General features: G+C 49.5%; 6 protein-coding genes and 1 pseudogene. 5 read left to right on the top strand and 2 right to left on the bottom strand.

Going from position 1 to position 7,202, the window contains the following annotated elements; genetic code table 11:
* The 5 genes and pseudogenes from VIM72_RS26315 to VIM72_RS26295 form a co-directional block, all read left to right on the top strand.
* Positions 1-511, top strand: a pseudogene (locus VIM72_RS26315) (SusC/RagA family TonB-linked outer membrane protein); the annotation flags it as partial.
* Between the two features lie 22 nt (positions 512-533).
* Positions 534-2,420: a RagB/SusD family nutrient uptake outer membrane protein gene (locus tag VIM72_RS26310; protein ID WP_332005801.1), complete on the top strand. Its 1,887-nt coding sequence runs from the start codon at positions 534-536 to the stop codon at positions 2,418-2,420.
* Positions 2,421-2,448: 28 nt separating this feature from the next.
* Positions 2,449-3,609 (top strand): DUF5000 domain-containing lipoprotein, encoded by a 1,161-nt coding sequence (locus tag VIM72_RS26305; protein WP_332005800.1) that lies wholly within the window; start codon positions 2,449-2,451, stop codon positions 3,607-3,609.
* Between the two features lie 25 nt (positions 3,610-3,634).
* Entirely contained in the window at positions 3,635-4,822 is a 1,188-nt protein-coding gene (locus tag VIM72_RS26300) for a DUF4998 domain-containing protein (protein WP_332005799.1), read from the top strand.
* A gap of 11 nt (positions 4,823-4,833) precedes the next feature.
* Positions 4,834-6,183, top strand: coding sequence for an alpha-L-fucosidase (locus tag VIM72_RS26295; RefSeq protein ID WP_332005798.1), 1,350 nt, complete (start codon positions 4,834-4,836; stop codon positions 6,181-6,183).
* A gap of 230 nt (positions 6,184-6,413) precedes the next feature.
* Here VIM72_RS26295 and VIM72_RS26290 read toward each other — a convergent pair whose 3' ends face one another.
* The gene (locus tag VIM72_RS26290; RefSeq protein ID WP_332005797.1) at positions 6,414-6,767 is read right to left on the bottom strand and encodes a hypothetical protein; all 354 of its coding nucleotides are present in this window, start codon (positions 6,765-6,767) and stop codon (positions 6,414-6,416) included.
* Positions 6,768-6,889: 122 nt separating this feature from the next.
* Complete coding sequence (locus tag VIM72_RS26285) at positions 6,890-7,153, bottom strand: ATP-binding cassette domain-containing protein (protein WP_332005796.1); 264 nt, start codon at positions 7,151-7,153, stop codon at positions 6,890-6,892.
* Positions 7,154-7,202: the final 49 nt, after the last annotated feature.

Here is a 7,202-nt window from a genome sequence, read left to right as displayed (position 1 = left end):
GCCCATCGGCCTGCCTACCACGCCTGAGATCACTTATGGGTTCGGGTTCTCCTTTGGCTACAAACAGTTCGACCTGAGCTTCTTTTTCCAGGGCTCCGCGCGTTCCTCCTTCTGGATCAGCTCTTACGAGATATCGCCTTTTGTGCTGAACGGGGGCGGCCAGCATGGCCTGTTACAGGCCATTGCGGACGACCACTGGAGCGAAAGTAACCGTAACCTCTACGCCATGTGGCCACGCCTCAGCGATTACTTCGTGAACAACAATAACCAGACTTCCACCTGGTGGATGCGCAGCGGCGATTTCCTCCGCTTAAAATCGCTGGAAATGGGATACACTTTTCCCAAAAGCCTGCTGGATCGTGTGCGCATGACCAACGCCCGCATCTATGCCAATGCCTCCAACCTTTTTGCCCTCAGCAAATTTAAAACCTGGGACGTGGAAATGGGCGGCAACGGGCTTGGCTACCCGGTGCAAAGGGTTATCAACCTGGGTATAACACTGGGACTTTGATTCACTGTTTAATGATGCAAAAATGAAACATTCCATTACATACAATATACGCCGCGGCCTGCAATGGTGCCTGCTGTGCATACTCCTGCTCTCTGCGGCCTCCTGCAAAAAATTCCTCGACGTGGTGCCGGACAACGTGGCCACTATTGATAACGCATTTACCATGCGCGCAGAAGCAGAGAAATACCTGTTCACCTGCTACTCCTATCTTCCCAGCAGTGCTGACCTCTCCTCTAACCCCGCACTGGTGGCGGGCGACGAGTTCTGGATGGTACGCCCCTACAGTACCAGTGAAATACCCTGGCAGATAGCGCAGGGATTCCAGAGCGCCAACATTGTGTATATGGGTAACTGGACCCAGTACTACAAAGCGTTGCGCGATTGCAACATCTTCCTGGAAAATATTCATAAGGTGGTAGACATGCGGCAAACAGAAAAAGACCGCTGGAGCGCAGAAGTGATTTTCCTCAAAGCCTATTACCACTGGTTGCTGCTGCGCCAATACGGCCCTATCCCGGTGATCCGTTATAACCTTCCCATTTCCAGCACTGCGGAAGAAACCAAAGTACCGCGGGAACATGTGGATACCGTGTTCAACTACATTACTCATTTGCTGGATACTGCCGCAGCCGGCCTGCCTGAAATTATTGCCGACAGGTCCACCGAACTGGGACGCATTACCAAACCCATTGCTATGGCCATTAAAGCCAGGGTGTTGGTAACCGCTGCCAGCCCGCTTTACAATGGTAACATCGATTACGTAGCCTTCAAAAATACGGATGGCAGCCCCCTGTTCAACACCACCTACAGCGCCGATAAATGGAAAGTAGCCGCCGAGGCCTGTAAAGCCGCCATCGATGAATGCGAAGCCACCGGCAACCTGCTTTACACCTTCAGCCAGCTGGGGGTAACGCTGTCGGATACACTGACCAGGCAAATGTCGATACGTAATAGTCTTTGTGAACAATGGAACCCTGAGATCATCTGGTGCAACCCTACCGGCGGCACCTATGAGATGCAGCGGCAGGCTATGCCCCGCCTCGATCCGGCGCGCATAGGCAACGAATCCGTACTCGGCTCCCTGGCCCCTACCATGAAAATTGCAGAACAGTTCTATACGGATAAAGGCGTGCCGATGAGTGAAGACAAAACCTTCGACTATGCCGGCCGCCTGAAACTCAGAACCGCCGTGAAAGCTGAAGGAGAACTGATCCAGGAAGGATATACCACCGCCGCTATGCACTTCAACCGGGAGCCCCGCTTCTATGCTGACCTTGCATTTGACGGCGCTATATGGATGATGCAGAAAAAAATGTTTCACATAGAATCCAAAGCAGGCCAATGGCAAACCCGTAAAAACATTTACGATAATAATACCACCGGCTACTTTGCGAAGAAACTGGTGAACTGGAAAAATGAGATCCTCGAAGGACAGGGCCTGTTCATAGAAAATCATCCCTGGCCGGAAATGCGCCTGGCCGACCTGTACCTGTTATATGCAGAAGCATTGAATGAAGAACAGGGCCCTCAACCAGCCGCCTTCACTTACATCGATAAAGTAAGGGACCGCGCCGGGCTGAAAGGCGTGCAGGCTTCCTGGACCGCTTACTCCAAGCAACCAGCCAAGTTCCAGACCAAAGAAGGCTTCCGCCAGATCATCCAGCAGGAAAGACTGATAGAACTGGCCATGGAAGGCGCCCGCTTCTGGGACCTGCGCCGCTGGAAAAGGAGCATGGAAGAACTGAACAAACCTGTTACAGGATGGGATGTGGACCAATCGGACCCCGTATTCTACTATCGTGTAAGAACGCTGTACCGGCAAACCTTCCAGACCCGCAACTATCTCTGGCCTATCGAAAACCAGGACCTGCTCAACAATCCTAAACTGGTGCAGAGCTTTGGATGGTAATCTTTCATTTACTTAAACCGTACGCCACATGAACATCAATAAATATATACTGCCGATCGCCTGCCTGTTGCTGGCGGCTGCCTGCAAAAAAGAAACCCATCAGCCGGTAAATAGCTCCGGCGAAAAACCGGGCATGGTCACCAATCTCAATGTGACCAACATGCCCGGCGCTGCAAAAATCACTTACAGCCTGCCGGATAACAAAGATATCCTGTATGTAAAGGCCGTGTATACTATAAGACAGGGAGAGAAACGCGAAATAAGATCATCTTACTATAATAACTTCCTGGTGGTAGACGGCTTTGGCGATACCGCTACCCACGAAATTTCCCTGTACGTGGTAAGCCGTAATGAAACTGCTTCCGACCCCGTGACCACCCACATTAAACCATTATCGCCCCCCATGCTGAACGTCCGTAAATCGCTGGAGATAAAAGCGGATTTCGGTGGCATCAATATCAGTTTTAAAAACGATAGCAAAGCAGATATCGCTATTGTTACGCTCACCAACGACTCCTCAGGTGTATTCGGCTCTTCCGATGTGCATTACACCAAACTGGAAAGCGGCAATTACTCTGTCAGGGGCTTCGCTGCGGAAAAAAGGAAGTTTGGTTTTTATGTGCGCGACCGCTGGGGCAACCAATCGGACACCATTATCCAGGAACTGGTGCCCATCTTTGAAAAGCTGCTGGATAAAGCGAATTTCAAAGAAGTAAAATTACCGGGAGATGTGGATTATGGTTGGGGCCTTCCTATCCCCAATCTCTGGAACGGGACCTTATGGCATTCAGCAGATAAACTGGATGGCATGCCCATGTCTATCACCTTCGACCTCGGCGTTACCGCGCAGCTGAGCCGCATTACCCTGTGGCAACGCCCCAACGAATGGATCTATTTACAGAACAACGTGCGCAAGTTTGAAATATGGGGTTCCACCAATCCCGCTTCCGATGGCAGCTGGGACAGCTGGACCCGCCTGGTGGAACATACCGTGATCAAGCCTTCCGGCCTGCCGGTAGGACAAAAAACACAGGATGATATAGACGCTGCCATTGCCGGTGAACAAATGACCGTGCCACTGGATGCCCCGCGTGTAAGGTATATCCGTATAAAAATACTCCGCACCTGGACAGACGGTGGTTATGCTGCCAACATCCAGGAGATGAAGTTCTGGGGCAACGACAAATGATGATCATCTACCTAAAAAAAATTCTATGCGCATACTTCATTATATGATACTTGCCAGCGTGCTGCTCATCAGCGCCTGCGCCAAACAAGACGACTATAAAAAATACCTGGGCAACGGCGAAATACTGTATACCGGTAAAGCCGATTCCCTCCGGGTACATGCCGGCCGTAACCGCGTACAGCTGTCCTGGTTGCTGATCTCTGATCCGAAGATCAGTCGCGCCAAAATATACTGGAACAACCGGAAAGACTCCGCCATGCTGGATATAAAACGCACCAGCGGAGTAGACACCATCCGTTATATCATCAGCAACCTGGAAGAACGGGCCTATACTTTTGAAGTATACAACTTCGACCGCGATGGCAATACCTCCGTTCGCTCTGAAGCTACCGGTTTTGTATATGGCCGTTTTTATGAAGACGCCTTGCTGACCAGGGCTTTCAGCAATGCAGAAATGAAGAACGGGCAGGCCGAAATAAGCTGGGCCAACATCGATACCACCGGCGGTATCATTGGTATGCAGCTGCAATACACCACCAGCGACAACGTAGCACATGATACCATTGTTGCCGCCCAACCGGAAGGACAGGTGACCGTGCTCCCCAACTATCTTTCCATGAGCAGCTTCCGCTACCGTACTTTGTACCAACCCGATAAACTGGCCGTGGATACCTTCTATACTCCCTTTGAAACAAAAGCCGTAAAGGAAGATATCACGCAAACGTATATACGTAACCCGGGCTCCCCGTTTGAACTGGATAATAATAAACCGTTTGGCGGCCGCTTCGGGCAGTTGAAAGACTGGCAATACAACGCCGAAGCGGAAAAGAACGGCACCTATGACAACATCGGCGGTACCGGCCGCCTTACCCTCTGGATCTGGGACAACGGCGCCATCACCAATGGTAAGATCTACCAGACCTTTACCCTGCCCGCAGGTGAATACCGCTTTGAAGCAGACGTTTCCAACATCGACAACACCCTGGAAAACACCTGGCTGCTGGTAGCAGCAGGCAACGCCCTCCCGGATGTAGACCAGGCAGGCACGGCGCTCAGCTCCGCCAGGTTGGTGAACAATAATAATAAATATGCTTCTGCCGCATTCGTGCTCACCGCGCCAACCACCGTTACCGTTGGATTTGCCGGCACGCTTTCCAATCCGTCGCAACAAACCATCCGTGTCAACAAAGTATTACTGATCAGAGATAAATAGACACTAAGAACATGAACAAACAACTCAGGAAATTAGGGATCATCCTGCTTTTATGCAGTCCCATCGTTACACTGCAGGCGCAGGAGAAAAAAAAGATAGGCAACGAAACAACTGCCCAGAAAGAAAAACGCATGGCCTGGTGGACGCACGACCGCTTCGGTATGTTCATCCACTGGGGCCTGTATGCCCTGCCGGCACGCCACGAATGGGTGAAGCATAACGAACGCCTCACCAATGAACAATACCAGAACTACTTCGACCTCTTCAACCCTAACCAGTTTGACCCGAAAGCATGGGCCAGACAGGCAAAGGCCGCAGGCATGAAGTATGCGGTGCTCACCACCAAACACCATGAAGGGTTTTGCCTGTTCGACAGTAAGTACACCGATTACAAAGCCACCAATACCCCGGCCCACCGCGACCTGGTACGGGAATTTATAAACGCCTTCCGTGCGGAAGGGATTAAGGTGGGCTTCTACTATTCACTCATCGACTGGCACCACCCGGATTTCACCATCGACGGCGTACACCCGCAACGTGTAGACAATGGCGCCGACAGCACCTATGCCCGTCTCAATAAAGGCAAGGACATGAACAAGTACCGCCAGTACCTCCGCAACCAGATCACGGAACTGCTTACCCAATATGGTAAAATAGATATCCTCTGGCTCGACTTCTCCTATCCCGGCAAAAACGGTAAAGGCAAAGACGACTGGGATGCGGTGAACCTGCTGAAAATGATCCGTAAACTGCAACCCGGCATCATTGTAGACAACCGCCTCAACCTGGAAGAATATGAAGACGGCGCCGACTTCCTCACCCCCGAACAGGTGAAAGTGGAAGAACTGGCACAGTACCGCGGCAAAACATGGGAAACCTGTCAGACCTTCTCCGGCTCATGGGGCTACTACCGCGATGAAAACTCCTGGAAAAGTACGCACCAGCTGCTGGAGCTCCTGATAGGTTCCGTAAGCGGCGGCGGTAACCTCATCCTCAACGTAGGCCCCACCGCCCGCGGCGTATTCGACTACCGCGCACAGAATGCCCTCGGCAATATAGGCGAATGGATGAAAGGCAATAGTGAATCCATTTATGGCTGCACCTATGCGCCGGATAATTTCACCACACCGAAAAATACCATGCTGACTTATAATCCTGACACCAAAAGGCTATATGTGCACCTGCTGGAGTACGGCAGTAAACTCTCATTACCAGGGTACAAAGGCCGCGTTAAATACGCACAGCTACTGCATGATAACTCGGAAGTGAAGTTCACTACAGACGGGGATAACCTGGTGCTGAGCCTTCCGGAGAAGCAGCCGAATGTGGAGATCCCTGTGGTGGAGTTGGTGCTGAACTAGGGCGCCGGAGCGGATTTTGTCTGACTCAGGATTATGATGATTTCGCTGATTACACTGATTTTATTATATAAAAAGGGATAGAAGTATTTACGCCTTCTATCCCTTTTTATATAATAAAATCCCAAAAATATAATCAGTATAATCAGCGAAATCATCATAATCCTGAGTCAGACAAAATCCGCGGCGGGCAGTGTTAGGCTACCTTAAATAAAAATAGGCGCAAAATATTCTTACAGCCCCAATTTCTGCAACACGTAGATATCAAACCAGGTTGGAATATCGTTAGTTTCGATCTTCAGCGTTTCTCCTCCTATTACTTCAGCAATCAGGCGATAGGTATCCCCTGAATTATCAAAGAAAAAACAACGATGGCAATAAGGAAGCATATCAGCAACCAGATCCATAGACTTTACATATCGCTCCCTTATTTTTTGTTCATTGACAGGGTGTCCTCCCTTCTTCACCCTTTCCATAACACGGTTCACATTGATATCAGCTGATTCTGTAGATATAAAATACAGATAGTTTTTAAACCCTGCTGCAAAGGCATTTTGTAAAATATTCAATTTAGACGGATGCGACATAACTGTCTCAAAGGAAAAAGTTTCTCCTTTGGCAATTAGTAGCCTTCTTAAGTATTCAGAAATCAGGGCTGCTTCATAGCTGTTTGAATCGTCTCCAATAGTAATAACGTTATTCGTAAGATTCAGATCAATAATAAATCCATCCTCCCTGGCTTTCTGCAGTAGCGTGGATTGTTCAAGGTATACATTAAATTCTGTTGTATCTGCTTCAAGGTTATAATCTCCGAGTTAACAAATCCTTTCTCTTTGGCAGCCTTCTCAATATCATCTGCATTTATATAGGTACCAGTATTATAGGCTTTCTGGATCTCTTTTATAATCGTGCTTTTACCAGAGCCATTAGGACCTGCAAAAACACGCATTCTTTTAGGGCTTTTTGCCGACATGTATAGTTGCGCCTTTTACGAGTTTACGATCTCTGTAAATATCATTGGA

This window comes from Chitinophaga sp., assembly GCF_036569185.1.
Classification (GTDB): domain Bacteria; phylum Bacteroidota; class Bacteroidia; order Chitinophagales; family Chitinophagaceae; genus Chitinophaga.
The sequence above is the reverse complement of the archived record's forward strand: the minus strand, read 5'-3'. Positions and strand labels throughout refer to the sequence as shown.

Coding starts and splice junctions, on each gene's coding strand:
- VIM72_RS26310 (WP_332005801.1), top strand. CDS start 534: ATGAAACATTCCATTACATACAATATACGCCGCGGCCTGCAATGGTGC.
- VIM72_RS26305 (WP_332005800.1), top strand. CDS start 2,449: ATGAACATCAATAAATATATACTGCCGATCGCCTGCCTGTTGCTGGCG.
- VIM72_RS26295 (WP_332005798.1), top strand. CDS start 4,834: ATGAACAAACAACTCAGGAAATTAGGGATCATCCTGCTTTTATGCAGT.
- VIM72_RS26285 (WP_332005796.1), bottom strand. CDS start 7,153: ATGTCGGCAAAAAGCCCTAAAAGAATGCGTGTTTTTGCAGGTCCTAAT.
- VIM72_RS26290 (WP_332005797.1), bottom strand. CDS start 6,767: ATGTCGCATCCGTCTAAATTGAATATTTTACAAAATGCCTTTGCAGCA.
- VIM72_RS26300 (WP_332005799.1), top strand. CDS start 3,635: ATGCGCATACTTCATTATATGATACTTGCCAGCGTGCTGCTCATCAGC.